The 26,324-nt window shown below is 61.0% G+C and carries 26 protein-coding genes; 11 read left to right on the plus strand and 15 right to left on the minus strand.

The genetic code is table 11. The features are described from left to right. Positions 1–20 precede the first annotated feature (20 nt). The 4 genes from SH292x_RS15770 to SH292x_RS15785 all read left to right on the plus strand — a co-directional run bounded on the left by SH292x_RS15770 (position 21) and on the right by SH292x_RS15785 (position 4,187). Positions 21–812, plus strand: coding sequence for a hypothetical protein (locus SH292x_RS15770; RefSeq protein ID WP_442481968.1), 792 nt, complete (start codon positions 21–23; stop codon positions 810–812). Positions 813–968: 156 nt separating this feature from the next. After that, positions 969–1,247 carry a hypothetical protein gene (locus SH292x_RS15775; protein WP_442481969.1) on the plus strand — a complete coding sequence of 93 codons (279 nt, stop codon included), beginning with the start codon at positions 969–971 and terminating at the stop codon, positions 1,245–1,247. Positions 1,248–1,418: 171 nt separating this feature from the next. Further along, entirely contained in the window at positions 1,419–3,557 is a 2,139-nt protein-coding gene (gene ligA, locus SH292x_RS15780) for an NAD-dependent DNA ligase LigA (protein ID WP_442481970.1), read from the plus strand. 36 nt (positions 3,558–3,593) lie between these two features. Continuing rightward, a complete protein-coding gene (locus tag SH292x_RS15785; RefSeq protein WP_442481971.1) occupies positions 3,594–4,187 on the plus strand; it encodes an HAD family hydrolase in 594 nt (197 codons plus the stop codon). Here SH292x_RS15785 and SH292x_RS15790 read toward each other — a convergent pair. Together SH292x_RS15790 and SH292x_RS15795 are read right to left on the minus strand one after the other, a co-directional pair. After that, complete coding sequence (locus SH292x_RS15790) at positions 4,184–5,902, minus strand: RNA polymerase sigma factor (RefSeq protein WP_442481972.1); 1,719 nt, start codon at positions 5,900–5,902, stop codon at positions 4,184–4,186. The genes SH292x_RS15785 and SH292x_RS15790 overlap by 4 nt on opposite strands. Positions 5,903–6,018: 116 nt before the next feature. Then, positions 6,019–7,053 carry a DUF1207 domain-containing protein gene (locus SH292x_RS15795; protein WP_442481973.1) on the minus strand — a complete coding sequence of 345 codons (1,035 nt, stop codon included), beginning with the start codon at positions 7,051–7,053 and terminating at the stop codon, positions 6,019–6,021. A 278-nt stretch (positions 7,054–7,331) separates the two neighbouring features. On the opposite strand from SH292x_RS15795, the gene SH292x_RS15800 reads away from it, so the two are divergent. After that, positions 7,332–7,646 (plus strand): MTH1187 family thiamine-binding protein, encoded by a 315-nt coding sequence (locus tag SH292x_RS15800; protein WP_442481974.1) that lies wholly within the window; start codon positions 7,332–7,334, stop codon positions 7,644–7,646. A 5-nt stretch (positions 7,647–7,651) separates the two neighbouring features. Here SH292x_RS15800 and SH292x_RS15805 read toward each other — a convergent pair whose 3' ends face one another. Further along, positions 7,652–8,434: a DeoR/GlpR family DNA-binding transcription regulator gene (locus SH292x_RS15805; protein ID WP_442481975.1), complete on the minus strand. Its 783-nt coding sequence runs from the start codon at positions 8,432–8,434 to the stop codon at positions 7,652–7,654. A 71-nt stretch (positions 8,435–8,505) separates the two neighbouring features. Here SH292x_RS15805 and SH292x_RS15810 point away from each other — a divergent pair, with 71 nt between their 5' ends. Both SH292x_RS15810 and SH292x_RS15815 read left to right on the plus strand, forming a co-directional pair. Next, positions 8,506–9,684 (plus strand): MFS transporter, encoded by a 1,179-nt coding sequence (locus SH292x_RS15810; RefSeq protein ID WP_442481976.1) that lies wholly within the window; start codon positions 8,506–8,508, stop codon positions 9,682–9,684. A gap of 16 nt (positions 9,685–9,700) precedes the next feature. After that, entirely contained in the window at positions 9,701–10,387 is a 687-nt protein-coding gene (locus SH292x_RS15815) for an HAD family hydrolase (RefSeq protein WP_442481977.1), read from the plus strand. A gap of 100 nt (positions 10,388–10,487) precedes the next feature. Here the strand turns inward: SH292x_RS15815 and SH292x_RS15820 are convergent, their stop codons facing one another. The 8 genes from SH292x_RS15820 to SH292x_RS15855 form a co-directional block, all read right to left on the minus strand. Next, positions 10,488–10,922: a secondary thiamine-phosphate synthase enzyme YjbQ gene (locus tag SH292x_RS15820; protein ID WP_442481978.1), complete on the minus strand. Its 435-nt coding sequence runs from the start codon at positions 10,920–10,922 to the stop codon at positions 10,488–10,490. A 27-nt stretch (positions 10,923–10,949) separates the two neighbouring features. Further along, the gene (locus tag SH292x_RS15825) at positions 10,950–11,876 is read right to left on the minus strand and encodes a hypothetical protein (protein ID WP_442481979.1); all 927 of its coding nucleotides are present in this window, start codon (positions 11,874–11,876) and stop codon (positions 10,950–10,952) included. A 118-nt stretch (positions 11,877–11,994) separates the two neighbouring features. Beyond that, positions 11,995–13,191 carry an L-2-hydroxyglutarate oxidase gene (gene lhgO, locus SH292x_RS15830; RefSeq protein WP_442481980.1) on the minus strand — a complete coding sequence of 399 codons (1,197 nt, stop codon included), beginning with the start codon at positions 13,189–13,191 and terminating at the stop codon, positions 11,995–11,997. A gap of 7 nt (positions 13,192–13,198) precedes the next feature. Further along, positions 13,199–13,672: a flavin reductase family protein gene (locus SH292x_RS15835; RefSeq protein ID WP_442481981.1), complete on the minus strand. Its 474-nt coding sequence runs from the start codon at positions 13,670–13,672 to the stop codon at positions 13,199–13,201. Positions 13,673–13,825: 153 nt separating this feature from the next. Beyond that, positions 13,826–14,623: an Lnb N-terminal periplasmic domain-containing protein gene (locus tag SH292x_RS15840; RefSeq protein ID WP_442481982.1), complete on the minus strand. Its 798-nt coding sequence runs from the start codon at positions 14,621–14,623 to the stop codon at positions 13,826–13,828. Between the two features lie 255 nt (positions 14,624–14,878). Further along, positions 14,879–15,730, minus strand: a complete 852-nt coding sequence (gene hisG, locus SH292x_RS15845) for an ATP phosphoribosyltransferase (protein WP_442481983.1) — start codon at positions 15,728–15,730, stop codon at positions 14,879–14,881. Positions 15,731–15,792: 62 nt separating this feature from the next. Then, positions 15,793–16,314 carry a 3'-5' exonuclease gene (locus tag SH292x_RS15850; protein ID WP_442481984.1) on the minus strand — a complete coding sequence of 174 codons (522 nt, stop codon included), beginning with the start codon at positions 16,312–16,314 and terminating at the stop codon, positions 15,793–15,795. Positions 16,315–16,366: 52 nt separating this feature from the next. Beyond that, the gene (locus SH292x_RS15855; RefSeq protein ID WP_442481985.1) at positions 16,367–16,696 is read right to left on the minus strand and encodes a phosphoribosyl-ATP diphosphatase; all 330 of its coding nucleotides are present in this window, start codon (positions 16,694–16,696) and stop codon (positions 16,367–16,369) included. A 150-nt stretch (positions 16,697–16,846) separates the two neighbouring features. On the opposite strand from SH292x_RS15855, the gene miaA reads away from it, so the two are divergent. Beyond that, complete coding sequence (miaA, locus tag SH292x_RS15860) at positions 16,847–17,800, plus strand: tRNA (adenosine(37)-N6)-dimethylallyltransferase MiaA (RefSeq protein WP_442481986.1); 954 nt, start codon at positions 16,847–16,849, stop codon at positions 17,798–17,800. A 26-nt stretch (positions 17,801–17,826) separates the two neighbouring features. Here miaA and SH292x_RS15865 read toward each other — a convergent pair whose 3' ends face one another. From SH292x_RS15865 to typA, 3 genes are all read right to left on the minus strand, one after another. Next, positions 17,827–18,825: a polyprenyl synthetase family protein gene (locus SH292x_RS15865; RefSeq protein WP_442481987.1), complete on the minus strand. Its 999-nt coding sequence runs from the start codon at positions 18,823–18,825 to the stop codon at positions 17,827–17,829. A gap of 28 nt (positions 18,826–18,853) precedes the next feature. Further along, positions 18,854–19,345, minus strand: coding sequence for a cyclic pyranopterin monophosphate synthase MoaC (moaC, locus tag SH292x_RS15870; protein ID WP_442481988.1), 492 nt, complete (start codon positions 19,343–19,345; stop codon positions 18,854–18,856). A 179-nt stretch (positions 19,346–19,524) separates the two neighbouring features. Then, complete coding sequence (gene typA, locus SH292x_RS15875) at positions 19,525–21,396, minus strand: translational GTPase TypA (protein WP_442481989.1); 1,872 nt, start codon at positions 21,394–21,396, stop codon at positions 19,525–19,527. A gap of 399 nt (positions 21,397–21,795) precedes the next feature. Here typA and SH292x_RS15880 point away from each other — a divergent pair, with 399 nt between their 5' ends. From SH292x_RS15880 to SH292x_RS15890, 3 genes are all read left to right on the plus strand, one after another. After that, positions 21,796–23,553, plus strand: coding sequence for a response regulator (locus SH292x_RS15880; protein WP_442481990.1), 1,758 nt, complete (start codon positions 21,796–21,798; stop codon positions 23,551–23,553). Between the two features lie 36 nt (positions 23,554–23,589). Then, positions 23,590–24,756 (plus strand): metallophosphoesterase, encoded by a 1,167-nt coding sequence (locus tag SH292x_RS15885; protein WP_442481991.1) that lies wholly within the window; start codon positions 23,590–23,592, stop codon positions 24,754–24,756. A gap of 198 nt (positions 24,757–24,954) precedes the next feature. Then, entirely contained in the window at positions 24,955–25,593 is a 639-nt protein-coding gene (locus tag SH292x_RS15890; RefSeq protein WP_442481992.1) for a DUF2306 domain-containing protein, read from the plus strand. Here SH292x_RS15890 and SH292x_RS15895 read toward each other — a convergent pair. Next, the gene (locus tag SH292x_RS15895; RefSeq protein WP_442481993.1) at positions 25,559–26,320 is read right to left on the minus strand and encodes a DUF1559 family PulG-like putative transporter; all 762 of its coding nucleotides are present in this window, start codon (positions 26,318–26,320) and stop codon (positions 25,559–25,561) included. The two genes, SH292x_RS15890 and SH292x_RS15895, sit on opposite strands and share 35 nt — an antisense overlap. Between the last annotated feature and the right edge of the window lie 4 nt (positions 26,321–26,324).

Consider the following 26,324-nt stretch of genomic DNA (forward strand, 5'->3'; position numbering starts at 1 on the left):
AAAGTCCAAGAAAGAGCCTCATGATTCGCACAGCTTCTGTTTGTCTTGCCCTATCGCTTGCCTGCCTATTCACTCCCCCTGCGTCTGCCGCCACGCTAACCACGGTCGCCCCCGCCGGTTTCGAATCGGCGAATGGCGGTTTCCTCGCCGATAGTCCGTTTGGGTCCAGCACCGCCAATAGTGGCGGCCGGCGACTTCAGCAGATCTTCGAAGCCAGTTTGTTCGCTAGCTTCGGAGGTCCGCGGCTGATCACAGAAATACAGTTCCGCGCTGCGAGCCCCGAGAACCAGTTCCGGCCGAACTCCATCTCTACCACCGACTCCACCATTTCGCTTTCGACCACCAGCGTAACGTCGGATCCCGGAGCCACTTCCGCGGGTGCCTTCTCGGCGAGCTTCGCCGACAACATCGGCAGTGATGTCCAGGTGGTCCATAGCGGTGCTCTCACGCTCGATCGTGGTGGTTCAAACGCTACGGGCGCTCAACCCTTCGTGTATGGATTCGCCCTCGAGACGCCGTTCGTCTACGATCCATCGATGGGCAACCTGCTGCTGGATGTTGTCGTGCCGGCGGGGGCCACGTTGAGCTTCGGTGCAGGTTTTGGAGCCGTGGAGAGCTTTGACGCCAGCGTCGCGAGTGGCGATGGCGTGGCCTCGGTGCGTGGCACCGGCGGAACCGCCGTAGGTGCCGCCGGCCAGACCGGACTCATCACCCAGTTCGTCACCGAAAGCGTGGCGATTCCGGAGCCCGGCAGCGTGCTGCTGTGCCTGTCCGCCGTCGCCCTGCTTGGTGTTGCCCGCTTGCGTCGCTAGGCCCTACGCCACGCAGCAATAAACTAGCCTTCTCAACCGCTGTCGGACATCCGTTCGGCAGCGGTTTTTTCGCGCGCTGGTAGCCGATTCCCGACGTACCAGGGCCTTCGGTACGTCTGTCGATGCCTTAGCGTTTCGTGGTACAATTGGGGTGCCATGAAGATACCCGAAAACACCCAGATGGACGCCGATTTCTGGCGCGACGTAGAGCGAGCGCGGCGGATGACTTCGCAGGAGCGGGTTCGTATCGGCCACGAGCTCTTCGAACGGTCGATTTATTTGATGACTCAAGGATTGAGGATGCAGAATCCCAACCTGACAGAGACGGAACTCTCGGCCATGCGACGGGAGCGGTTACAGCGCATTCACCAGTGGGAGTCTCGAAGTGCTCAAGTCGGAACTGATCGTCAAACGGGTGCTAGCGTCGCTCAATAAGCATGGCCATTCCTTCATGCTAGTTGGCTCTTACGCCACTAACCTCTACTGCGTGCCGCGCGGAACTCAGTGCGATTCTTACTGAGCACATAGTGGACGTCGGAATCACCACGGCCCTGACGGACCCCGCTCGCCGGGTTCTATTCACTTAGTCATTTAATCACTTACCTTATGCAGCGTATCGAACAGCTTCGCCAGGAAATTCGGGAGCACGATCGGCGGTATTACGTCGACGCGGCGCCGACGATTAGCGACCGCGATTACGATCGTTTAATGGACGAGCTCAAGGCACTCGAAGCTGCGAACCCGGAGCTTGTTACGCCCGACAGTCCGACGCAGCGCGTGGGTGGAGAGCCAATCGAGGGGTTCGAGACCATCGCCCATGCCCGGCCGATGTACTCGATCGACAATAGCTACGATCCCGACGATCTGCGGAAGTGGGTCGAGCGGTTGCCGTCGAGCGTCGAGCGATTCGTCATTGACCCGAAGGTGGATGGCGTGGCGATTAGCCTGCGTTACGAACAAGGGCAGCTCGTCCAGGCCCTTACTCGCGGCGATGGATTGCAGGGGGACGACGTCACGCAGAACGTCCGCACCATTCGCTCGATTCCGCTGTCGCTCGACACCCAAGGGGAAGCTCCACCCGCGGTGCTTGAGGTGCGTGGCGAAGTCTACTGCCCCTGGAAGGTCTTCACCAAGTGGAACGAGGAACTCGAAGCGGCCGGGCAGCCGTTGCTCGCCAATCCACGTAACGCAACCGCGGGACTATTAAAGCGGCACGACTCGCGACTCGTCGCCAAGCGGCGATTGGAGTTTGTCGCGCACGGGCGAGGTGAATTCGAAGGGGTCGCGGCCGAGTCAGTTACGGAGTTCTACGAACAGATCGGCCGGTGGGGTGTGACTACGAGTCCGCACACGAAGACGGCCACCGATTTCGACGGCATATGGCAGATCATTGCGGCGTTTGAAACCTCGCGGCACGAACTTCCTTACGCTGTCGACGGCATGGTGGTGAAAGTCGATCGCTTCGACCTGCAGGACGAGCTTGGATTTACGAGCCGGTTCCCGCGGTGGTGCATCGCCTACAAGTACGCCGCCGAGCAAGCTACGACCAAGCTACTCGAAATCCAGTGGCAAGTGGGCAAGACCGGAAAGCTCACGCCGCGAGCGCGGCTCGAACCGGTGTTCGTTGCCGGCACAACAGTCCAGCACGCCACGCTGCACAACATGGGCGAAGTGCTCCGCAAGGATCTTCGCGTTGGCGACACCGTGGTGATCGAGAAGGCCGGTGAGATCATTCCGCAGGTGGTTCACGCGGTGGCCAGCGAACGCCCCGCGGGTGCCAAACACCCGAAAGCTCCCCTGCACTGCCCCGAGTGCCAAGGTGACGTCGAGATCGAATACGATCAGAAGCGTTTGCACGACATCGAGTCGTGGGAGAAACGCGTCGAGCGTGAAAAAGCACGGGCCGATAAAAATGGCGAAGAGCCGCGCGAGATTCCCGAGCCTCCGCCGCTCGGTCCCGAGGACGAGACGGGCCGGTACTGCATGAACCCCGAGTGCCCCGCCCAATTTCGCGAGCGGCTGCAACACTTCGCCGGCCGGGGTCAGATGGACATTGATGGCATGGGGGAGAAGGTCATCGAGCAGCTCACCGAAGCGGGACTGGTGAAAACCATTGGCGATGTGTTTCGGCTGCACGAGCGGCGCGATGCGGTGCTCGAGCTCGAACGGATGGGAGCGAAGAAGGCCGACAACTTGTTCGCCGGCATCGAAGCGGCGAAAGAGCGGGGACTCGCTCGCGCGCTCACGGCACTCGGCATCCGCCACGTCGGTTCTACGGCCTCCCGAATTCTCGCCGAGCACTATCGCACGATCGACGCCATGTTCGAGGCGACGGAAGACGACATCGAGACGTTTCAGATCAACGGTAAGGAGTCGGGCATTGGGCCGGAGATTGCAAAATCGCTGTACACCTTTCTGCATTCCGACACGGGGCGCAGTGTAATCGCGGAACTCCGCGAGGCGGGTGTGGTGCTCGACATGCCAGCCGCGGAAACTAGCGGCTCGGCAGGAACCTCCCTCGCTGGTAAAACATTAGTGGTCACCGGCACGCTGACGAAGTACTCGCGAAGTGAAATCGAAGAGCTGATCGTCAAACACGGCGGCAAAGCGTCGGGCAGCGTGTCGAAGTCGACCGACTACCTCGTGGCGGGCGAGAAAGCCGGCAGCAAACTCGACAAAGCACAGGCGCTCGGAGTGCCGGTGATTTCGGAAGACGAGTTCGAGGCGCTGGTAAACGACAATTAGCCGACTGACACAAGCGCACAACGCGAAAGAGAACGAATGCTCCCCATCCCCGCTGACACCGTCGCCCTGTTGTTCGACTGCGATGGCACGCTCGCCGACACGATGACGCTGCACTACGAGGCGTGGCACGAGACGCTGCTGACGTACGGCATCGACCTTCCGCGTTCGTTCATCGACGAGCACGCCGGCGTGCCGACCGATTTGATTGTCGAGGACCTGAACGTGCGGTGGGGCGTGGCGCTCGATCCGGTGACCGTGTCCGAAGAAAAGGAGAATCGTTTCCGCGAGCGGATGCACCGCACCGAGCCAATCGAAGAGGTCCTCGCCACCGCCCACGCCTACTACGGCAAGCTGCCGATGGCCGTGGTTTCGGGCGGTCCGTACGACGTGGTGTCGGCGACGCTCGTGGCGATCGAAGCCTTCGAGCTGTTCCCAGTGCTCGTCACGGCGAGCGACCCCGTTAAACCCAAACCCTCGCCCGACGTGTTCGTCGAAGCCGCGCGTCGCCTGGGAGTCGAACCGACGAAGTGCCACGTGTTCGAAGATGGCGAGCCGGGTATCGTCGCGGCGAAGGCGGCAGGGATGAGCTACACGGACGTGCGCGAGGTGATCGCGCGGCGTGGAGTCTAATGGGTTCGCAAATTCGTCGCGCCGCCCGAAGCGCCGGTGGCCGATGCCTCAAGCATTAACTGCGAAAGCAGTTCGTTGATCTCACGATGAACCCGGTAGGTGTTTCGAACGATGAGTCGATCGGGCGTGGAGACGATAAGCCCCGCACCACCGTGCTCCTCCCAGGAGTTGGGCGACACTACCTTGGTTATGAGCTCTAAACTCGCGTCCGAGCCAGCGACTCGTGGGTAGACGCGCACCTCCATCCGTTCTGCTTGCTCTTCTTCGCTGACGATTAAGAGCACCTCGTCTTGGACGACGTACGTCAAGTGCAGGGGGGCGAGCAGTAGATTGAGAGCCGACTCAAAGTGAATATTGTGAAGGTTAGTGCTCACTGGGTCATCGGGCGAGACGCCTGCATCTTGGAGCGAGGTTAGGTCAATCTGCATCTCGATGTTGTAATCACTCTTCAGGAATTCGACGACTTCCGCCAGTGGGGTGTCTTGAAACTCCAGACCAGCGCTATTTAGCGGCTGCGTGAGCGCGCGTTCGATGGCGATCTCAGACTCCGTCCGCGGCTTCAAGTCGACGATGCCGGGAATCTTCTCGGAAGTGTTCCGTTCTTCAGCCGGAAGGTTCTCTTGAGTGGCGGATGCGACGCCGAATCCGCCGCTGCCACCGATCGCCCCGCCCCCGCCCGTAGGAATGCCACCGCCTAGTCCGCCTGCAAACGGATTCGATTGTGATTCTTCAGCGGCTACCGTGGTGGTTGCGGCGCTGTTTTCAGCGGTACTTGCCGGCGCGCGTTCGATAGTCGCCTCGCCTGCCGCTTCCTCCAACGCCGTTGTAGCTACCGCTTCGAGCTGGAACGGATTGCCTACCGTATCACTGCCGCCGGCTTGGGAGAACGCAACCTGCGTAGTGACAATGGTCGCAAGCACACCCGCCAGCGCGAACGTGGCAATCAGCGGTTTGGAGACGACGATGGCGTTCATGGTAGTTAACTCCTGAAGAGCAATGTGGGTGGATGAGGTTGGTTCGCTGGCGAGGGCGAGAGTTGTTGCACTGCCTCCGGTGAGGGCGAGCTCGACCGTGGACGAGAGCAGTTCGCCGGGCACTTCGCCCGCCACGACGCGAGACGACTTGAGCACGGCGACGATCGCGACCAGCGACACCCCGCGCCGCAACAACTGCACACGTAGCCGCTGCTTGCCACGCTTCAGTCGCCCTTCGAGCGTCGCGACCGAGATGCCCAGTTCCTCGGCGGTCTCGGTGTTCGACTTGCCGGCCAGGTAACGGAGCACGAGCGGTAGCCGCAGCTTGTCGGGCAGGGTGTTCAGTTCTTCGTCCGCGACGGTGCCATCGTGCCGGGCGAGTAGTTCGTCGAGCGGGTCGATGTCATGGGCGGGTGTGTCGATTAGCATTTGGGTCGACCTTCGTGCGCCGTCGCGACGCATGCGGGCGGTGATGCGAGTGGCGACTCCGTACAGCCAAGCGGCGATCGACTCGCGCTGGCGGATCTTGCTTGCCGATCGCGCGAGCACCAGGAACGTGGCCTGAAAAGCATCGTCGGCGTCGGCGTGCGAGTTCAGCCCTCGCCGGCAGGTCGAGAGCACCAGCGGACCGTGCCGGGTGACGAGCTCGCGAAACGCCTCGGCGTCGGACGCTTGGGCGAACTTTCGCACGAGCGCCCGATCGGACAGCGACGCCAACTCAACTTGGGGAGTTTCTGCCATGCGGCCATTCTAGCGGTTTGTGGGACCATCTGCCCCACTAGTGCCGGTAGAAGGAAACGCCGGGCGCGAAAAGTTCGCGGATTCTGAGAAACGGGCCCGCTGAGGCGCAGAGCCGCTTAGAAGTCGTACCAAATGCCGAGGCCGTATTGCTTTTCGGACTCGTTGTACCACTGGTAGTAGTTGCTGTGACCTGCGAGGAATTGGAAGCCGGCACGGAACTGGCTGCCCGAGTCGCCACGCCAGAGCCAACCGAACTGCAGGGCGTAGTCGCCGCCGAAGTCGAGCTCTTCACGCAGATGGCCATTGGTCGCGAGGAACGGCGTCCCATGCCAACCGGTCACGCCTGGCTCGGAGTACTCAAGACCAAACTGGAACTCCCACGGCTCGGCACCACCGGCGGTGAAAAAGGCGTAGGCCGTCTCGCCGTAGAGTCGCCAAGCGGGCGTCGGGTTGAACGAGATGCCAAACAGGATCGCATCGCGAACATAGTTCTTACGCTCCCAACCCGGCGTGCGAACGATCCACTCGTCGCCCAGGTGCGAGCTCAAGTGGTAGTAGCCGGTTTTGTACTGCCACTTCCCAAAGCCATAGGTCACCGGGATGCCAAAGCGGAAGTCGCTGGCGTCGACGTCCCGTTCGTTGTCGAGGTTGAGGCGAATGATCGCGGCACCTTCGATGTCGATTTCCCAACCCTCGGGATGCATCGGATCGACGGTGCCATAACGCCACAGTGCACGGCGACCACCGAGGATCACGTCCCACAGGGTCTCGCCATTCTGTTGCTCTTCCAAATGCACGAGCTGCATCTTCGGCTCACGCGGGCCGGCCATGTAGCTGCGATAGATCAAACCATCGGGCAGCAACTGGTTCACCCACGGACCGCTTGGCGTGTAGCAGGGATCGTCGTAGTATTCCGAAAGCACTAGTTCCGGCTCGCTGAAACCCGTTGCCATGGGCTCAGACGAAATCCAATCGCCGGCCGGCGGGGCGATCATCTCGCCTTCGAACTGCTGGACGGGAGCGAACTGTTCCGCGGGCACCATCGTTTGCGCGGCGAGCGTCCCAGCTACTAACCAAGCGCAGCAACCCACCAGCCAACCGAACATTCGGAAGCTTGCGAACTGAGTGCGAAGGGGGCGAAGCGTCAACACGGTGGAGGACTCGACGGGGGTACGATGGCGCGGGTAAATCGCATCACAAGGTATGTATCGACTATTCCGGGCCATAGCATGGACGTGGGAGAGTACTTGATGGCGAAAAGTTGCAGAATAGAGATTCACCGCAAACGCAACGTGTTGTTTCGCAACGACTTGCGATTTCCTTACATGCTCGACAGGAAGGTCCGGCTGATTTAAGCTGCATGAACTTTAGCAAGCGGGCAAACTGGCGAAGCCCGCGATTGCCACCAGTGCTATCAGACGAGGCGACAATGGTCCTATTGGAAATGAGCATCGTCCCCATGGGAAAAGGGGAAAGCGTTAGTGCGTACGTCGCCCAGTGCGTGGAATTGATCGATCAAAGCGGCCTCGACTACGAACTGCACTCGATGGGGACCATCGTCGAAGGCGAACTCGACCAAGTGCTGGCGCTCATGCAGCAATGCATCGAGACCGTCGCCAAGGCGAGCGATCGCGTGACCTGCACCGCGAAGCTCGACTACCGCGAAGGCGCTAGCGGCCGGTTAAGATCGAAGGTCGCCAGCGTCGAGGAGAAGCTTGGCAAGAAAGCCGGGCGTGTGAGCTGAGCTACTCAAACAGTAATCACTTCGACGCCGCGGGCCTCTAGCTCTTCGACGTGCAGCGAGTCCCGCCCCGCATCGGTCACCAACCAATCGATCGACGTGGTCGGTCCGACGACGAACGGGGCACTGGTTCCCAATTTGTCGGCAGCTGCTAGCACGACGAGTTTCTGCGCCGACGCCATCATCGCCCGTTTCACTTCGGCGTTCTCATAGTCGTACACGGTGATGCCCGCCTCGGGGTCGACGCTTGTCACGCCCAAGAAGCACAAGTCCGCGCGGCAACGAGCATAACCCGCCACCACTTCGGGGCCGACCATCGCGGCCGACTTCGCGAGCAACTTTCCCCCAAGCACCACGACATCGATCAGCGGTTTCTCCACCAGGGCCATCGCCGCTGGCAAACTGTGCGTAAACACGGTGAGCGGAACGTCCGACGGCAAGCAAGCCGCGAGGCTGGCCACCGTGGTTCCGGAGTCGAGCGAAATCGTCTGCCCCGGGCGAATGAGCGATGCCGCTGCCTTGGCGATCCCTGATTTCGCCGCCACGGATTCCTGCAGGCGATCGGCGAAAATCTGCGACGTTTGAGCCGGTGCCACCGCGCCGCCATACACCCGGCGGATCAACCCGGCGTCGGCCAGCGAACGTAGATCGCGGCGAACGGTGTCCTCCGAGACGCCGAATCGTGCAGCCAATTCGCCGGCTCGGACCGTGCTGTCCTCGTTCAGAACCCGGAGTATTTCGGATTTCCGCTCGTCGATGGTCATGAGTTCGCCCGCTTTCCGTCTTCCCAAGATGCCGAATCATGCATACTATACACAGCATGATGACGAATTCGCCACCCCGATCCCTTCAAATTTCCCGATTGGCTACACAGCTGGTCTTTCTCGTCGATGGCTTCGTCTTCGCCACCTGGGTGACGCGAATCCCTGAGATTCAAGAGCGACTTGAACTGTCGAACGCTTCGCTCGGGCTCGCGCTGTTGCTGATGAGCTTGGGAGGGCTGATCACCATGCCCGTGATGGGCTGGTGGGTCGCCCGCTTTGGCAGCCGACTCGGGAGCTTAGTGGCAATGCTGCTCTTCGCGGGGACGCTACCTTTGCTCGCACTTACCCAGGGAGTGACATCGCTGTCACTGGGTCTCCTGGTTTTTGGTGCAGGCTTCGGCGCGATGAACGTCGCGGCCAACGCTCAGGCGGTGTCGGTCGAACGATTTTACGGCCGGCCGATTATGTCGTCGTTTCATGCGATGTTCAGTCTCGGCGGAATCCTCGGCGCCGTTTTGGGAGGCCTTGCCGCCGCAACTGAAGTAACGCCACTAGTTCACTTTGCGATTGCCAGTGTTGTCGCAGGGGTTCTGGCATTAGTGGTACCAAGATTTCTCGTGGCCGACTCGCCCGTACTCGCAGAAACCACTGGCGAAGGAGTGCGACTCCGCCAATGCCTGCTGCTCGGCATCATTGCGTTCTGTTCCATGCTGGGCGAAGGGGCGATGGCCGACTGGAGCGCCGCCTACCTCCGCCAGATCGCGCTGGCGACGCCGGCCAGCGCGGCGCTGGGCTTTGCCGCGTTCTCGTTGATGATGACGGTGGGCCGGCTACTGGGAGATCGAATCACGATGCGCATTGGTGCCGATCGCGCGGTGCGACTGGGTGGCGTGCTGGTGATGCTCGGTGTGCTGCTTTCGGTGGCGTTTCCCAGCACCCTGCCCGCGACGATCGGTTTCGCATTCGTCGGGGCTGGTCTCTCGTGCGTCGTTCCCATGGTGTTCAGTGCCGCCGCGAGGATACCTGGTGTTGCTCCGCCCGTGGCCATCGCTACCGTTTCGACCATTGGCTACTTTGGTTTCCTCTGCGGCCCGCCCATCATTGGCTTCGCCGCGGACCTCACGTCACTTCGCTGGGCGATGCTGCTGGTGCTGCTGGCCGCGCTCACGATCTTTGGCTTGTCGCGCAACGTTGCTGCACCGAGCGAAGAGCAAGAACTTCTGGCCGAAGAGGATCCTTCGTTCGCCGCGACCGTCGCCCCCTCCCCCGCTTCTTAAACCAACGACCTACCACATGCTTCCGTTCCCCCCGCCCTTTGAGGCTGTGCTGTTCGATCTCGACGGCGTACTCATTGACACGACCGACCTCCACTATCGGCTGTGGAGTGAGTTCGCCACACGCCACGGTTACACGCCAAGCGCGAAAGAGCTTGTTGCCACGAATGGCTGCCGGGCGGAGGAGACGATTCGCAACTGGCTGGGCCACGATCTGCCGGCCGAAGTGGTGGAAGAACTCATCATCGAACGCGAATGGCACGCCAGCCGCGCCCTGGAGACCGAAGCATTTTCGGCAGTGCGAGGCGCACGCGAATTCGTGCGGTCGCTCCAACATGCAGGCCACCCCATCGCCGTCGCCACGAGCGCGGTCCCCGAAAACGCAAGGCTCTCGCTCGAGCGAATCGGCCTGGCTGACATGTTCGAAGTGGTCGTCACGGCGATGGACGTCCAGCGAGGCAAACCCCACCCCGACTGCTACCTCGAAGCGGCCAAACGACTCAACGTAAAGCCAGAGAACTGCCTGGTGATCGAAGACTCGCTGATGGGCATCCGAGCCGGCAAAGCCTCTGGCGCGCAAGTGCTGGCACTAGCGACCACATTCCCGCGCGAGACGCTCGTGGAGTTGGAGCCAAGTTGGATAGCGAAGGATTTCTGCGATCTGCCGGAGTGGCATGCGCTCGAACCAATCGCCGCGGCTGGGTGAACCGTCATCGTAGCCGGACTCGCAAGAGTTCGGGTGCCATCTGTAGCGGCCCGAATTCTTGCGAATCCGGCTACCTGGAATGTCGAACTGCGGGAGATCTTCACTCCCCAAGAATCTTCACCAACACCCGCTTCTTCCGCCGCCCGTCGAACTCGTAGTAGAAAATGTGCTCCCACGGGCCGAGGTGCAACTTGCCCTCGGTGATGGCGACCACCACCTCGCGGCCCATGATCTGGCGTTTGTGGTGGGCGTCGGCATTGTCTTCGCCCGTACGGTTGTGAAGGTACCCGCCCTTCGCCGGATCGCTCCCCGCGTCGAACGGCGCGAGCTCTTCGAGCCACCGCTCGTAGTCGGCGTGCAGGCCTGATTCGTTATCGTTGATGAACACGCTCGCCGTGATGTGCATTGCGTTGACAAGCACTAATCCCTCTTGCACTCCGCTCTCCGCCACCAGTCGTTCGACCTCGCGGTGCAGCGACACAATCCCGCGCCGTTCGGGGATGTTCAACCAGAGTTCACGCGTGAGAGTTTTCATGGGTTAAGAATTCAGCGGGAACCGTGATTATTCTTCACTTGGCCTGGTGAATCCGAGATCTTGTAGAAGAACCTGCAAGAGTTCTTCACGAAAACCGTCGAGCGTGGCTATCAATTCCGTGAAGGGAGCATACCGATTCCAAGAGGCTTCAGTCCTACCTCGCTCGAATAACTCGGTCGCTTGCGGAACACGGCACCGCAACTGCTCGCAGTTGAGCACGAATAAGTGGTCGACATCACGAAAGTCTTCTACAAACGCATCCGTGTAATCAAATAGCTTATCCAGGTGAGGGTAGGCCTCCGTGGTAAATTTAGATACAAGGATTTCGCCTGTATCCTTACTAGCAATCGAGCGAAGTGCGATCGCTGCCTTTTCCGTCAGAATGGCAATTTCCGCCATCCTAGCTGCAATATCCATCTTAGTTCGAGTTGTCTCAAGCCACTTTTCGCCGAACAGCTCCTGGGTATTGCGACTTTCCGGACGCAACAGCATCCCGTCAACCACCATCATAAGAGTTCTGCGGCACTTAAACTCATTAATCAGAGCGTATAGCTGCCGTGGATCTTTTCGATAGCGACCGAGATTCTTGTTGTTTCGACTCTCCTCTAGCTGATGGACGCCTTGCACTGCTGAAACTAGAGCCGCGACATACTGCTGCTGGGCCGTTTGCTCCTGCGCGTCAACCACTGCCGAAAATTCCTTGATGGCGTGCCGAAGCTCATCACTCTGAATCCACAGCGTCATTATCACAGCGAACAGTGCTAACCCAGAGAACAGTGAATTGACCATTCCAAATGAGTCGCCGTATGTCCCTGCAGCCGTGTAAGTTGGGAAGAACGCGTGCAATAGCACCCCAAAGAACAACCAAAGCAGGACGATGGCGATAAAAATCAAGGAGCCTACGATGAACTTGGTGCTGGTCTCGATCGGCGGACGTATCGGTTTTGCAGACATCTAGCTTTCCTACCCACAGCTCACCTATGACAAGCATCATGCGATGATTGTAGCTACTCGATGATGCCCACGGCAATCACGCGGTCAGAGCGGAATTCGGTCGCCAATCCCGGTACGTCTACAGCTTCCCCGCCAAGCGATCGACCACCAGGTTTCCGATGTTCAGCGATGCGGTGGCGGCGGGAGATGGGGCGTTGAGCACGTGAATGAAGTGCTCGGTTTCTTCGACCAGAAAATCATCTACCAGCTGACCATCTTTGCGGATGGCTTGGGCGCGGATGCCGGCGGGGGCGGCGACTAAGTGGCTTGCTCGGATTTCAGGGATGAGTTTCTGCAGCGCGCGGACGAAGGCTCCTTTGGAGAAGCTGCGCCACATCTCGCCCATGCCGGTTCGCCAGTACTTGCTGGCCATCGTGCGAAAGCCGGGGAAGGCGAGCGTTTCGCTCAGCTCGCGGGGGCTCAGTTGCCAGCGGGTGTACGCTTCGCGGCCGAAGGCGAGCACGGCGTTGGGGCCGCATTCGACGCCGCCGCCGATCATGCGCGTGAAGTGCACGCCGAGGAACGGGAACGCGGGATCGGGCACGGGGTAAATCAGGTTCTTCACCAAGTGCTCGGCATCGGCCTTGAGCTCGAAGTACTCGCCGCGGAACGGGACGATTTTGACCTCGGGCACCGCACCGGCGATCGCCGCCACGCGGTCGCAGTAGAGTCCCGCGCAGTTGACGGCCAGGTTCGCGGTGTATTCGCCAATCGTGGTGGTGAACACTAAATCGCCCCCGACGCGGCGCACGGCGTAGACCTTCGCGCCCGTCACCACGCGTCCTCCCGCCGCGATCACGCGCTCCGCCATGCGATGACAGACATCGACGTAGTTGACGATGCCGGTCTCGGGGACATGCAGCGCGCGGACGCCACGCGTGTGGGGTTCGAGTTCGGCGAGGCGGTCGCGGTCGATCATCTCGCACGCTACGCCATTCGCTTTGCCTCGCTCAAAGATGGTATCGAGCGCCGGCAGTTCCGCTTCGCTGGTGGCAACGATCACTTTGCCACAGACATCGAAGGGGACCCCTTCGCGCTGGCAGAACTCCTCCATCGCCAGCTTTCCCGCGCGGCAGTTAATCGCCTTCAGCGAGCCAGGCTTATAGTAAATGCCGGAGTGCAGCACGCCCGAGTTGTGGCCGGTCTGATGCTGGGCGATTTGGGTCTCTTTTTCGAGCACCGTCACGCGGACGTCCGGGTAGCGCTCCATCAGACGATACGCGGTGGCGAGGCCGACGATGCCTCCGCCGACAATCACAACGCTGGTTTGGGTCATGCGTGGCCTAGTAGTTAGCGCCGCTTTTGCGGACGTGTACCATCGGCTGCATGTCGCCCACGAGATTGCCTCGGACAACACGAGCGAGGAACACGCGATGATCGCCTGAGTCAACGTGTCCGGCCGGTTCGCACTCTAAATAGCCGAGTGCCTCGGTGAGCATCGGCACGCCTGTGCGGCAGGTCTTGGTCGCCATGCCCTCGAACGCCGGCGTGTTGGGCTCAAAGCCTTTTGCGAAGTGCTTGAGGAATTGCTTCTGGCCCTCGCCAACCATATTGAGCACAAACGGCTCGCCTTCGGTGAGCCACTCGCTGACGTACCGGCCTTGCTTCACCGCGACGCTCACCATGGGCGGCTCGAACCCGGCCTGCATCACCCAGCTCGCCAGCATGCCCGTCGCCCGCTCGCCGGTGCCGATGGTGAGGATGAAAATGCCACTAGGGACGCGGCCCAGGGGAGCTTGAAGATCGGTGGCAGACATGGCAGATCACGGGGCAGAGTGCGTGGGTGGTGAAACAACGAGTGTCCCAAATCGCGGGAGGAATTGCAATGTTGCGAAGTGAGCTGGAGAGCCGCCAACGAACCCCGGCCACGCTTCGTCGGGGCTATTGAGGCGTCGTTGGACAATGACGGATTACCGCCGAATCAGCTCCGAGAAGTTCTCGCTACTCGTCGCGGCGGCCACCTTGGGATTCAGGTAGGCCTGCGTTTTGGTTTGTTCGAAGTTGCCGCGGTGTAGGATCAGTCCTTGGTCGTACGCCAGCTTGTCGGACAGGCCGGGCAGCAGCACGCGGTAGTCGTACGTCACCCGGCGGGGCTGAATGCGGTTGATGTGATCGATGATGTTGGTCGTGCAATTGTTAGTGAGCGTGTCGTAGAACTCGGGCTTTTCAGCGAGTCCATTCACCCGCGACATCACGTCCATGAACAACCGCTGCGCTTGCTCGGGCGTCGCGGTCGAGCGATACAGATACACGTCGCGGTTCTTGAAGTTGGTTTGCGAGGCAATGCTGTCCCGTTCGTCGGCCACGACGTAGGTGATCTCGAACTGCCGCGTCTGCCCCTTGATGGGCCCATACGTCTCGCCCTTCTCGCGGCGGACCTCGGCACTCACCACCACGTAGTCGGGCTTCTCGCCCGGTGGGTCGATTTCGAAGCTGAGCTGCGTGTGCGCGAGCGCGGGATTTCCGGGGAAGGGCATCACCACAAAGTCGACCGCTCGGATGTTCCGCACGTCGAACGATTTGTCGTACCAGTCGGTGACGTAGGTGTCGGCGTCCATGTACTTGCAGTAGCGGACGTTACGAATGGTTGTTTCTGTGCCGCGAAACTCGGCAGTGGGAAGCACCGAGTACAGGGGTTCCCAATCGCGATCCTGCGACGGGGCAATCATCTTCTGCGCCGTCTGACAACCGACACAGGTGGTAAGCAATAGAAGAGTCAGCGCGCGCACCAACCTTGGCATAATGCGTGTGGCAGATGGATGCTGCGGCACGAACATGACGATGGCGATGAGTGCGCGGACGAGACCCCCTCGGAGAAAATCGACAGGGAGAATACGGCGTTGCCAGCACGGGGGCAATGGCAGCGGTGCGCTGGGTTGCTAGCTGCTAGCGTCGTGGGGTATTGGAGAACTTTGCTCCCTCTCCCCGACCCTCACCCGCGTCGGGGAGAGGGAACAACTCCGCTACAGCCGGCAGTTTTGGATAGTCGTCTCTAGCACCGCTTCGGCACCGGCGACTTCGAGCTGCTCCATAATCGAGATGACTTCCTTGCGAGGCACCATCGCACGGACGGCGTACCAGCCTGCGCGTTCGAGTTTGTTGATGGTCGGCGAGCTGTACCCCGGCGTGATCTTCTCGACCGCGGCCAGGTTTTCCTCGGCCACGTTGTACTCAAGCAGCGAGTAGCTGCGCGCGATCACCACGCCCTCGAGTCGACGCACGACGCGTGTTGCTAGCTCGGGATTCACGACCTTGTCGCTTTCGACCAGCACCGTTTCGTAGTAGCCGATGGTGTCGAGGATGCGAAGTCGATTGGCGGCGAGCGTGCTGCCGGTCTCAACTAGGTCAACAATCGCATCGGCCACGCCGAGCGTAATCGTGGCTTCGACCGAACCCGAAAGCTTCACCGCTCGGCCCGTCGCACCGTGCGCGGCGAGATACTTCTCGGTGATGTTCGGAAAGCTGGTTGCGATGCGGACATCCTTCAAATCGGCCGCCGTCTTGTAGGTCGAGTCCTCGGGAACGCAGATCGCAAGCCGGCAACCGCCCAGCCCGAGCGACAATCGCTGCTTGAGTTCGACTCCGGCTTCTTCGATCAAGTCGCCGCCAGTGATGCCAAGACCAATCGCTCCCTCGGCACACATCACGGGGATGTCGTCGGTTCGCAGGAAGCAGATGTCGATGTCCATCTCCTTGACCTTGGCGAACAAACTTCGCTCCTGCCGACGAAAGTTCAGCCCCGCTTCTTTCAAAAGCTCGGCCGCCGCGTCCGCGAGTCGACCTTTGCTGGGAATTCCGATACGTAGATTGGACATGACGATCTGTTGGGAGTGAATTGAAGCCCGCGAATCACGCGAATAGTCGCAAATGCATTCGCTTATTTGAGGCTAATCTTCAGTCCCATTTCTTTCTTTAAATGTAGTAGTGCTTCCGCATTCCCTTTTGCATCCTCCACGGGATGATGCGTATGTTTGGTTTTTCGAAGATGCTTGAAGTTGACGAAAAAGTCTTTCACTAAACCCTTGTAGAGCGAGCCCAGGTTCGTCGAGCTATGTCCGAATGGATTCTTGCCAAGGAAATGATGAAAGTACCAATTGATAAACTGCCAATCGAAGCCGTTGTTGTCCGACACAAACATCGGTTGCCCGGAACTGACCTCTGCCAGCCAATCACCAAATTGCTGAAACACGGCCTCAGGATCATCGAAAGTCATCATGTCTTCACGCGTATGCCCACTAACAGCGAGGGCCTCTGGGATGAAGCGATCAGAGATCGGTTTGCACCGTCCGTAAAATGTCTTGTCGAGCGTCTCGTCAACTAGCACCGCACCAAACGACACTAGCGAATAGTCGCCCGGTATCGGACCGTCCGCCTCGACGTCTACCATGATGAAGCTCATGTAACTCCTCGCCCTAAACCAGCCATTCGCGTCTATCCGCGTAATTCGCGGGCTACTCCCCGCGCGACGCTTTCTCTTCTATCCCTGACATCCCGAAGCGGCGGGCGAGTTCGCGCTCGACTTCTTCGAGCTGGATATCGCGGTGGGCGAGCAGCACCATGAGGTGGTAGAGCACGTCCCCCGCTTCTGCGATGGTATGCTCGCGACCGGCTTCGCCCGGCTCGCCGGCGGCCTCGACCACCTCGGCGGCTTCCTCGACAATCTTCTTGCCGATCTTCTCGACGCCGCCCGCTAGCAGCTTCGCCGTGTACGACGAATCGGCATCGCCCGCCGACTTGCGGGCGGCGATCGTGGCTTCGAGTTGGTCGAGAGGACGGGACATGTGTGGATCGATGGAGTTATCAAACACCAATAGCCGGACCGCCACGCCGTCCGAGAACTTCGAGCCATTGCTCGTATTGGGGGCCGCGTGGCGGTTCGGCTCGAAAAAACCTATAAAGAACCAGTCTACTCAGCCCACCCACCCCTGACAATGAACCGGCGGAACCGCGTGAATCCCTCTCTTTTTCTCGACGAATGCTGGTTCCTCACCGGGGCCACCGCCGTGGGCAAGTCGGCCGTGGGCGTCGCCCTCGCCCAACAGCTGGGGGCCGAGATCATTTCACTCGACTCCATGGCCATCTATCGCGGCATGGACATCGGCACTGCCAAGCCAACCGCCGAGCAGCAGGCCGCCGTGCCGCACCACCTGATCGACATTCGCGATCCCGACGAAGAATACAGCGTTGCCCAGTACCTCGCCGATGCCGAGCGTGTGGTGCGAGACATTCGAGCGCGCGATCGCCAGGTGCTGTTCGTCGGCGGAACGCCGATGTGGCTGAAGTGCCTGCTGCGAGGTTTGTTCGACGGCCCCGCCGCCAATTGGGAACTTCGCGGTGAGATCGAACGCGAAGCCGCCATCCTTGCGCCGGGTGAGTTGCACAAACGGCTCGAGATGGTCGATCCGCTCGCCGCGACGCAGATTCACCCGAACGACACTCGCCGACTGATTCGCGCGCTCGAAGTGTTTCGCTCCACGGGCGAACCAATCAGTCACCAGCAACTGGAGTTCGACGAGTCGCGTGCCGCCGAGGACTGTCGCGTGTTCGTGTTGAATCGACCGCGCGAGGTACAGCATCAGCGAATCGAAGAGCGCGTCGACAAGATGCTCGCCGACGGACTGGTCGAGGAAGTCCGCGCGCTCACCGAGGATGGCAAACAACTCGGCCGCACCGCCAGCCAAGCCGTGGGTTATCAGGAAGTGCTCGAGTACCTCGCCGGCGAATCGGACGAACACACGATGACCGAAAAGATCAAAACCCGCACCCGCCGGTTCGCGAAGCGGCAAGGGACGTGGTTTCGCAGTTTAGGTGAGTGCCGGTGGGTGGAAGTGGGGGACGAATCCGCGGAGGAGTTGGCGCGCCGAGTGGTGGAGATGGGGAGTTAGCGGACTCCCTGCAAGAATTCTATCCTCTACCCACGCCGGCTCACCACGAACTCCGCCAGCATTTCCAGCGTTCCCTTCGCCGGCGAATCGGCAACGCACGAGAGGTCGGCGGCCGCCTTCTCGGCGTACCGTTCCGCCACGCCGCGGGCGTAGTCGAGCGAGCCCAGCTCTCGCAGCGTGGCGAGAATTGCTGCAGGGTTCGCGGCCGCTTCAAGTTGGGACTTGAACATCGTCTGCGGACCGTCGACCAGCGTGTCGCGAGCGTGAATCAAAGGCAGCGTCATCTTTCGCTTCGCGAGATCGCGGCCTAGCGATTTGCCGGTGGTCGACTCGTCCCCTTCAAGGTCCAAGAGGTCGTCGACGATCTGAAACGCCATGCCCAAGTGCCGGCCATAGCTCGCGAGCGCTGCCACGGTGTCGGCATCGGCTCCCGAGAACATCGCTCCCAACTCACAGCAGCAAGCACACAGCTCGGCGGTCTTCGCATCGATGATGGCGTAGTAATCGTCTTCGCTGAGCGTTAGATTCCCACCCGAGAGTGTCTGCCGCATTTCGCCTTCGCACACACGATTGGTACTGCGGCCGATCAGCATGCAAGCCTCGGCCGTGCCCACCGTGCTCGCCAGGTAGAAAGCGTGCGAGAACAGAAAATCGCCCAGCAGCACGCTGGTCTCGTTCCCCCAGCGAGCGTTGATCGTATCGACGTGGCGACGCAGATCGGCTTCGTCCAGCACGTCGTCGTGGACCAACGTGGCAGTGTGGATCATCTCCACCACCACGGCCAGCGTCTCGTGCGAACCCGAAAGCTCACCAGTTGCCTGGCCAGCGAGAAGCAAAAGCGCGGGCCGCAACCGCTTTCCGCCGAGCCGATATCCATGTCGCACGACGCGATCGACGTTGTCGTACCGACTGCGGAGCTCCGCTTGCAGACGTGCTTCGACCCCTTCGAGGCCAGCGCGCACCTCAGCAAACAAGTCGCCGATCGCCAACCGGCCGGCCGGGTTGGAAGATTCGACCCGTGTCATGCGTGATCCTTCGTGCTCGTTAATGCTGCTACGTCGCGACTCCCGCCGCCGAGCGATTCCAATCGCCGCTCTTACCGCCCGACTTGTGCTCAAGCTGCACACGCTCAATCACCACACCGCGGTCGACCGATTTTACCATGTCGTACACGGTGAGGGCAGCGGTGGTCGCGGCCGTGAGTGCCTCCATTTCCACCCCCGTTTTTCCGGTGGTGGCGACTTCCGCCACTAGGGAAAGTGTAGTGTCGCTTACCGCTTCGAACAGGATCGACACGCTATCGATCGGCAGCGGGTGGCACAGCGGAATCAGCTCGCCCGTCCGCTTCGCGCCCATAATTCCAGCGAGCCGGGCCACTTCGAGCACGTCCCCCTTCGCGTGCCCGCGAGACTGGATAAGGGCGAGCGTCGCTGGTTGCATCCGCACCAGAGCCGACGCCACGGCCCGCCGGCGGGTGGTGGGTTTGTGCCCCACGTCCACCATGCGGCTAGCGCCCGACTCGTCGAAATGCGTCAATTCTGCCACGCCAAATCCACCTTCCCGTACCCAGACCTAGACACCGAATTGTAGCAATCTGGTGTGGCCCGCCGTAGTAGGCGTGGCAATTTGACGCAGGCGGAAGCTGCGTAGAGGCCTCTTCAGCACCCTACCCGGCTTGGTCGAGGCTACTGGTGGAGTGTGGGCGAAAGTTCTTTACTCTCTTCCTACACGCTCGCTGTGCGCCGGGATTCGCGCTTGCGGTCGGTTTCCTTGAGCATCGTCTTTCGCAGGCGGATGGTCTTGGGGGTGATTTCGACCAGTTCGTCGTCGTCGATGTATTCCAGGCAACCTTCGAGCGACATCTCGCGTGCGGGCCGGACTTGGCTGTTGTCGTCCTTGCCGGCGGCTCGCATGTTGGTGAGCTTCTTGCCCTTCACGACATTCACTACAAGGTCGCCCGCCTTGCAGTTTTCGCCAACCACCTGGCCTTCGTAAACGTCGTCGCCTGGTTTAACGAAGAACGAACCGCGATCGTACAAGGCGTCGAGGGCGTAGGCCGTCACCGAGCCCGGTTCGTTGGCAATCAGCACGCCGGCATTGCGATGGGGCACCGCGCCACGCATCGGCTCGTAGCCCAGCAACGTGTGGTGAATCACCGCGTGACCCTGTGTAGCGGTCAGCAATCGACTACGCAGACCGATCATGGCTCGCGCGGGGATCGAGAACTCCATGTGGACGAAGCCGCTGTTGCCGGTCTTGTAGCCCATTTTTAGGAGCTCGGCGCGGCGGTCGCCCAGCAGCGCCATCGCGGCGCTTTGATGGTCTTCGGGCACGTCGATCACCAAGAGCTCGATTGGCTCTTCCTTTACCCCATCGACGTGGCGAATTACCACGTGGGGCTTGCCGACGCACAGCTCGAAACCTTCCCGGCGCATGTTCTCAATCAAAATGCCAAGGTGCATCAAACCACGTCCGCTGACCCGGTATTGTTCCATGGTGTCGCCGGGCTCCACGCGGAGGGCCACGTTCGACCGGAGTTCGCGCTCCAGACGATCACCGATCTGCCGGCTGGTGAGGAACTTGCCATCGCGACCGCTGAAGGGTCCGTCGTTGACGCGGAACGTCATGTGCAGCGTGGGCTCGTCGATGGTCACCGTGGGTAGGGCCTCGGGACGCATGGCGTCGGCGATGGTGTCGCCAATGTTGATCGGGTCGAGTCCCACCACGGCACACAGGTCGCCCGCCTCGACGCGCTTGGTCTCTTTGCGCTCCAGACCCTCGAACGTCAGCAACTGGGCAATCTGTTGTTGGGTCTTGGCGCCGTGACGATCGATGACCGCGACGCGCTGCTTCGCCTCGAGCACACCGCCAAACACGCGGCCAATGGCGATACGGCCCACGTAGTCGGAGTAGTCGATGCTAGTCACCAGCAGCTGAGATGGCGCTTCGGCGTCCGCGAACCGTGGGGGCGGAACCCATTCGACGATCGCTTCGAATAGTGCCCGCATATCCGTCCGCTCGCCATCGAGGTCCGTCGCCGCCCAACCTTGTTTGGCGGACGCGTAAACGGTTTGGAAGTCGAGAGCTTCGTCGTCGGCACCGAGGTCTGAAAGCAGGTCGAACACCTCGCTCACCACTTCGTCGGGGCGCGAGTCGGGGCGGTCGACTTTGTTCACGACCACCAGCGGCCGCAGTCCACATGCCAGGGCCTTTTGCAGCACGAACCGGGTCTGGGGCATCGGACCTTCGAACGCGTCGACCACCAGCAGCGCGCCGTCGGCCATGGTGAGCACGCGCTCGACCTCGCCACCGAAGTCGGCGTGGCCCGGGGTGTCGATCAGGTTGATGCGGTACGTTTCGCCATCCGCCGCTTCGTAGGTCACCGCGCAGTTCTTGCTGAGAATGGTGATGCCACGCTCGCGCTCCAGATCGCCGACGTCCATCACGAGTCCATGCTGGCCGCCGGCACGTTTGTCGAGATCCTCCGATCGGTACTGGCCCGACTGGTAGAGCAACTTATCGACGAGGCTGGTTTTGCCGTGGTCGACGTGGGCGATGATGGCGACGTTACGCAGGTGAAATGAACTGGGCGTCATGGTGGCGGAGCCCAAGGGTGGGCCAATGGGTGGGAAGGGCGCGGGGGGCGTCTGCCGCCGGTCCGCCTGTACCCAGCGGTCGCCAGCGACTGTAGGCGAATCGACTGTTGTACTCGCCGGAGGAACGGGTTGTATAGCCCAAACGGAATGCGCCCATCTGGGTTACACGGAAAACGGTGAAAATGTGGAGACTTGGCGATTAGGTTACCTGTGAGGTGGCCGATACCAACTCTTGAGCCTCAACCACGTTAAAGGTTGTTGGTTAGTGAAGAACTCCGTATAATTCACGGCGGAGGGGGCTGCTACAGCTTGCCTTTGACACTTTGGCCGTCGGTCGCTCTGGGCGACTCCGGTCCCTGTGCCGTTTCCCCGTCACGCCCACCCCAGCGGGAAGCGATTGTGCCCGATACTGCGCACGACACCGACGACACGCCCGGCGACCAGGATATGGCCGTTGCCGTAGAGAAACCGCAGGTACTCTGTTTGGGGGGGAGCAACGACCAAGTTGTCGCCATCCAGGAACGGTTCGGCGACCAGGTAACCGTGGTCCGCGTAGGCTCCCCCGTCCGTGCCATGGCCGAGCTGGCTCGGGGCGAGTACATCGGCGTCTATGCCGACGCCGAGCACTTCTCGGCCGCGTTCGACGCCGGCCGGATCATGCAGAACCAGCACATCCTGCAAAGCATGCCCGATGGCGTGGTGCTGCTGAACGGCGACAACACCATCGTCTGGAGCAATGGGCGACTCGGCGAGTGGGTCGGCGTGCAGGATACCGTAGGGCAAAACATTTACCAGGTGCTCGGCGATCCCGAGGTGCTCGGCTCCGACTTTTGTCCCTTCGGCCGCGCCTTCTCGACCAATCGCCCCAGCGTTAGCACGCTTCGCGCGGGCGAGACGCGTTGCTTCCGCATCCACGCCGCCCCTGTTTTCGACGGCCCCGACGCACAGCGCCACCTGATCGTGACGCTCCGCGACGTGACCGACGAGTACCACGAACAACAGAAGCTCGCCAACATTCATCAAGCGGGCGTCGAGCTGGCGGACCTGACGACCGACGACGTCGCCGACATGGACTTCCAGGGCCGCATCGAGCTGCTGAAGGACAACATCCTCCACTGCACCGAGGACGTGCTGCACTACGACGTGGTCGAAATCCGCATGCTCGACCAAGCCACCGGCGAACTCAAGCCGCTGCTCGCCGTGGGCATGAAGCCCGAGGCCGAAGAACGCGTGCTCTGGGCTCAAACCGAAGGCAATGGCGTCACCGGTTGGGTCGCCGCCACTGGCAAGAGTTATCTGTGCGAGGACACCAGCAAAGACAGCCTCTACCTCGAAGGAAGCCAAGACGCCAAGAGCTCGATGACCGTGCCACTAATGCTGCACGACGAAGTTATTGGCACGTTCAACGTCGAGAGCCCCGAGGTCAACGCGTTCAGCAAGGGCGACTTGCAGTTCGTCGAGATCTTCTGCCGCGACCTGGCCGTCGCGCTGAACACGCTCGACCTGCTCGCCGCCGAGCAAGCCACCACCGCCGCCGCGAGCGTCGAGGCGATTCACAGCGCGGTAGCCCGCCCGGTGGACGACATCCTGAACGACGCCGTGAACGTGATGGAGCGTTACATCGGCCACGAACCCGAAGTCGTCCAGCGGTTGCAGCACATCCTGATGAATGCCCGCGACATCAAGCAGGTGATTCAGAAAGTGGGCCAGGCGATGGCCCCCGTCGAAGCCCGCCCTGCTTCGTCACGTGTCGACCAGCGTCCTGGCCTGGTCGGCAAACGCGTGCTGGTGGTGGACGAGGACGAGAGTGTCCGCAGCGCCGCCCACGCCCTGCTCGACCGCTATAGCTGCGTGGTCGAGACCGCCCACGATGGCAACGAGGCCGTTCTAATGGTTCGCAACCTGGGCCAAGGCCACCACTACGACGCCATCATTTCCGACATCCGCCTACCCGACATGTCGGGACATCAGTTGATGCTACGGCTGCGGGAACTGAGCGAGCGCGTACCACTGATCTTGATGACCGGCTTCGGTTACGACCCGGGCCACTCGATCGTCAAAGCCCGCCAAGCGGGGCTCAAGCACGTGCTCTACAAGCCGTTTCGGCTGGATCAGTTGCTCGAAGCCGTCGAACAAACCGTTGCACCGGTCGCCTAATTTTGGGTCCCAGTTCCTCGGTGGACGTTGCCTACCATGTTGCTCGCCCGCGTGCTGTTGTTTCTCGTAGCCGCGGCGGGGCATACCGTGTTCTGGGTGGCCATCGTCAATCGCACCCACGCCTATGGCTGGAATCGCAAGCTCGTCGATGTGCTGATGCTTGCGTGCATGCTGCTATGTGGATTCGGCGTATGGCCACTCGCGCAGTTCGCCGCGGGCGCGCACTACCCCAGCACTTGGCCGCGTCTGCCCGAGCTACTCGCCAACACCTGGGGTTACGCTTCGCTCGCGTTAGCCGTTTTAGCGCTACTCCATAGCGCCTATTGCTACTACCACCCCGAACGCCGCGGCGGCATCGCGAAGCGCGTCGTCTCGCCGATCAAATTAGTAAGCAGCGAGCCAGGTGCGTTGCTCGCGCCAGGTCTTCCGCGCTGGCTCGGCGGACTTCCCGGCAATCAAGTCGTCTCGCCAATACGCGTCGAACTCGACTTGCGCGTGCCTGATCTCCCCGCACGATTCGAAGGCCTGAAAATCGCCCACCTCACCGACCTCCACATGTCGGGCCGCATCACGCGTGACTATTACGACCAGATGGTCGACCTCGCCAACGCCTGGCTTCCGGACTTGGTGGCGATCACGGGCGACATCGTCGAGTGCGATGCGTGCCACGACTGGGTCGACACCACGCTCGCAAGGCTCGAAGCTCGTTCCGCCAAGCTGTTCGTTCTTGGCAACCACGATGTTCGCTGCGACTCGGGCGAAACGCGGTGGCGATTGGTCGAGGCCGGGTTCATTGATGTTGGTGGGCATGTCGTCGAACTCTCTCTCGCCGGCGGCATGTGCATCGTCGCGGGGAACGAAGCCCCCTGGTTTTTACCGGAGCCCAACGTCTCGCTGCTCGGACCGCGCACGGCGAAACCTGACGAACTCCGCCTCGCCCTCCTCCACACGCCCGATCACTTCGCGTGGACGCAGCGGCATGGTTTCCACGTCGCCCTCGCCGGTCACAATCATGGCGGGCAGGTGCGATTCCCGATCCTCGGCGCGCTGCTTACCCCCAGCATCTACGGCACGCGTTACACGCAAGGCGTCTTCTCGCACGGCGGAACCGTCATGCACGTCAGCCCCGGCACCAGCAGCTACTCCCCCATCCGCTGGGGCTGCCCCCCGGAGCTGAATCTGATCACACTGCGACGAGCGTAGTACCGGACTCCACCGCGAAACGTCCGAGTGAGCCGGGCCGTCCCCGGCCCCGGACATGCAAACTTTGTCGCGTGGATAACGTGCTCGTTGATTAACTTTCCGGGGTCGGGGACGACCCGGCTCACTACAAGCAATAGGTGGCCCCGCACTCGCGAATCGTTTAGGGTGATCACTTCACCCCACTCGACGACACCACGCATGCCCCGCCCCTTCACCGCCGTCCGTCTCATCCAGTGGCTCGCCATTTATTTGGTGTGTCAAACGACGGTGACCATCGTGCTGGCCTACCGCGACTACCTGCCCCCGAACTTCGATGCCGATTTCTTGCTGGGCCGCAGCGGCTACTTCTTCGGCACCTATCAATGGGCGTTCTACGCTCACATCTTTTCGGGACCCGTGACGCTCATCGCGGGTCTATTCCTGCTGAGTGACGGACTGCGAAGCCGCTACCCACAGTGGCACCGCTGGCTTGGCAGAATGCAAGTGCTATTGATCCTCGCCGTGCTAACACCGAGCGGACTTTGGATGGCGTTCTACGCACCGAGCGCCACTGCCGGAGCCGGTTTCGCGATGCTATCGCTAGCAACCGCTCTTTGCGCCGCCATGGGCTGGCGTACCGCCGTCGCTCGCCAGTTTCAGCTGCACCGCTGGTGGATGCTCCGCTGCTACGCACTCCTCTGCTCGGCAGTCGTATTGCGTTTAATCGGCGGCCTATCAGAAATCACCGGAGCGTACTGGACCTATCCGGTCGCGGCGTGGGTTAGCTGGATCGTGCCGCTGGTGGGCGTAGAACTCTATCGCACTACTCGCCTAGCTTCTCGCCTCCCGCAATGGTGAGCATCGCGCGGAGGTCTTTGGGGTCGATGTCGAGTGGAATCCCCGTGGCATGGCCATCCAAGTAGCCAGCAATGAACAAGCCAGGATGGTTCGTCTTAAGACTCTCTTCGGGATTCTCAAAGAGGAAAGTTTCATCGGCGTCGTGAGGCGACATCCAGTGAACCGCCTTATCGGGTGAGACTTCGACAATCGCGATGGTATTCGAAAGTCCGTCTTTCACGTCCGAGAACTTGCGAGGTGAGGGGCCATTGAACACAAACTTCGGACCGACAACCGCGAGGTACGTGGTTAGCTGCTCATCGTCCAGTCGGGCGCTCGGGCAGACATGAAAAGGCGAGGGCGAGTTACGTGCCGCTTCATTCTCCGGTGCATCCCAAGGCTTTGAGAAGTCAATCAGCTTGTATACTCCGTCGGTACCTTCCGTGAATGGCAGAATCAGGGCCCGCCAGCTATGCAGCCGATTACCATGCTCGTCAACGGTATACGCCGGTGGCAACTCCCCCCGCGTGTCGTGATAGTTTTGCAAGGCGAGCAGCGTTTGCTGCACGTAGTTGTGGCACTGATTTCGCTCCGCCGCTCCGCGAGCAGATCTGACATTGGGGAGCAGAAGTGCAACGACAAGGGCGATGATCCCTCCGTAGATCGCCACACGCCAGAATATTTTTGCCCAGACGCTTACCATCGCGCCAGAAGGATGGTCGGTGTGTTCGTAGGAATGCTCGGTCATGGTG

It is taken from the genome of Aeoliella fuhlenseeensis (genome assembly GCF_052161615.1).
In the GTDB taxonomy this organism is placed as follows: domain Bacteria; phylum Planctomycetota; class Planctomycetia; order Pirellulales; family Lacipirellulaceae; genus Aeoliella.